This is a genomic window from Ideonella sp. P3_A4 (genome assembly GCF_056403075.1).
Map to the genome: position 1 here is coordinate 1 of NZ_JBFUGE010000786.1, position 2,461 is coordinate 2,461.

The 2,461-nt window shown below is 66.8% G+C and carries 4 protein-coding genes; all 4 read left to right on the forward strand.

Annotated elements, in window-relative coordinates; translation table 11 throughout:
• On the forward strand, positions 1–413 hold a 413-nt coding region (locus AC1DYI_RS32675; RefSeq protein WP_477208273.1), incomplete at its 5' end, for a phage major tail tube protein.
• Between the two features lie 20 nt (positions 414–433).
• Positions 434–727 (forward strand): phage tail assembly protein, encoded by a 294-nt coding sequence (locus tag AC1DYI_RS32680; protein WP_477208274.1) that lies wholly within the window; start codon positions 434–436, stop codon positions 725–727.
• Between the two features lie 8 nt (positions 728–735).
• Positions 736–858: a GpE family phage tail protein gene (locus tag AC1DYI_RS32685; protein ID WP_477208275.1), complete on the forward strand. Its 123-nt coding sequence runs from the start codon at positions 736–738 to the stop codon at positions 856–858.
• A 33-nt stretch (positions 859–891) separates the two neighbouring features.
• Positions 892–2,461 (forward strand): phage tail tape measure protein (locus AC1DYI_RS32690; protein ID WP_477208276.1); only part of this gene is annotated, 1,570 nt, incomplete at its 3' end.

The following is a 2,461-nucleotide window of genomic DNA, read 5'->3' on the forward strand; positions in this document are numbered from 1 at the left end:
AAATGGAGGACTACCGCGCCGGCGGCATGCCCGGCTCGGTCAAGATCGACCAGGGCCTGGAGGCCCTCACCTGCGAATGGACGGCAGCCGGCTACTTGGTCGACGCGATCCGCCAGTTCGGCACGGTCAAGATCGACGGCGTGATGCTGCGCATGACGCAGGCCTTGCAGGCCGACGACACCGAGGCCATCACCCCGGCCGAACTCATCATGCGCGGCCGCCACAGCGAGATCGACTTCGGCAACGCGAAGGCCGGCGAGATGACGCAGGTGAAGTTCAAGACCGAACTCACCTACTACAAGCTGAGCATCGATGGCGTCGAGGTCGTCGAGATCGACATGGTCAACGGCATCTTCGTCGTCGGTGGCGTCGACCGCATGGCCGAGACGCGCCAGGCCCTGGGCATCATCTGACCGACGGGAGCTGAAACACCATGAACGCCCCCACCATCACGCTCGACTCGCCCATCCAGCGCGGCGCCGAAACCATCACCCAGGTCCAGCTACGCAAGCCGGTCTCCGGCGAACTGCGCGGCTGCAACCTGACCGACCTGCTGCACATGGACGTGACCGCGCTGCAGACCATCCTGCCGCGCATCACCCAGCCTACGCTGACCAAGGTGGACGTCGCCAATCTCGACCCGGCCGACCTGCTGCAGCTCGGCACAGAGGTGGCCGGTTTTTTGTTGCCGAGGGCCGCGAGGCCGGATGCATCCCTCGCTGTGTAGAGGACGCGATGGCCGACCTGGCCATCGTCTTCCACTGGCGACCGGCCGACGTGGCCGACATGCCCCTGCCGGAGTTGATGGCGTGGCGTGAGCGGGCCCGCGAGCGCTGCGAGCGGGACGACGACACCTGAGCACGGCGCCCGCCAAATCCTTGAGCCCAACCCGTGAGCACCGACCGCAACCTTCGCCTGCAGGTGGTCCTGCAGGCCATCGACAAGGCCACGGCGCCCCTGCGCAGCATCAACCGCGGCAGTAAGGATGCGGCCCGCGCGCTCAGAGCCACGCTGGACGAGCTCAAGCAGCTCAAGCAGCAGCAGGCGGCCATTGGCGAGTTCCGTACGCTGCAGGGTGCCGTCAAGGCCAGTGCCGAGCAGCTCAAGGCGATGCGCCTTCGCGTGGCCGAGCTGAAGGCGGCGCACGTCGCCGACGCCGATGCTGCCAAAGTCCACGCCCGCGAGCTGGCCGCCGCCGAACGCGCCGTGGCCAGGGGCAGCAAAGCCTATGAGGGCCAGCTGCAGACCATGAGCCGGCTCAGGGAGCGTCTGGCCAACTTGGGAATCAAGAACGTCGCGGCTGACGAACGCCGCCTGGCGGAAGCGCTTGCGGCCACCAGCGCACGCGCTGACCAGCAGCGGGCCAAGGCCAGTCAGCTGGGCGAGACATGGAAGCGGACCCATCAGCATCGGCGTGCGTACGAAGGGAGCTTGGCAGCAGCTGGCAAGCTTGCTGCCGGTGGCGCCGTGGCAACCGGCGCCGGTACGGTGGCAGGGCTGCCTGTGGTCACTTCGCTGAAGGACGCATCCAGCCTCGAAGACGCGATGCTAGGTATTGCCCGCCAAGTCCCCGGCGCACGGGACGACGCGGGCAGGCTCACCGCCATCTACGCCGCGCTCAAGGAGCAGGTGCACTCGCTGGGTCGAGAGATTCCGCTCGCCACCGACCGGCTCGCCGAGATGATGGCCGCCGGCGCGCGCATGGAGGTTCCTACCGACGCGCTGGCGGACTACACGCGCAGCGCGGCGATGATGGCCCTCGCCTTCGACGCCGTGCCGGCTGAAATCGCTGAAGCCATGGGCAAGGTTGGCAAGAACTTCAAGATCCCGGTCACGCAGATCCAGGGGCTCGCTGACGCGATCAACTACCTCGATGACAACGCCATCAGCAAAGGCGGCGAGATCATCGACGTGCTGAACCGCGTCAGCGGCGTCGTCAGCACCGTGAAGATGAGCGCGACGGATGCCGCCGCACTGGCTAGCACATTGCTCACGCTCGGCGAGCGGCCTGAAACGGCCGCCACTGCCATCAACGCGATCACCCAGAAGCTGGCGGCGGCGACCAAGGGCACCAAGAAGTTCCAGCAGGCTGTGAACGAAATCGGGCTCGACAGCGGCGCCATCCAGCAGGGCATGGCGACCGACGCAACATCGACGCTCCTGCAGATCATCGAGGCGATCGGCAAGCTCCCGCAGTCCAAGCGCGTGGGCGTCATGGTCGAGTTGGTCGGGATGGAGCACTCGGACACGCTGGCCAAGCTGGTGGACAAGCCCGACGAGTTCGATCGGCAGCGTCAGCTCACGACCGCGCCCGGGTCCAAGGGTTCGATGCGGCGCGAGTTCGAAGCGCGCAACGACACCATGTCTGCCAGGCTCCAGACGACACGCAACCGCACCTACGAACTGAGCACCGCGCTCGGCGAGTCTCTGCGGCCTTCGCTCATCGGCATCATGCAGTCGG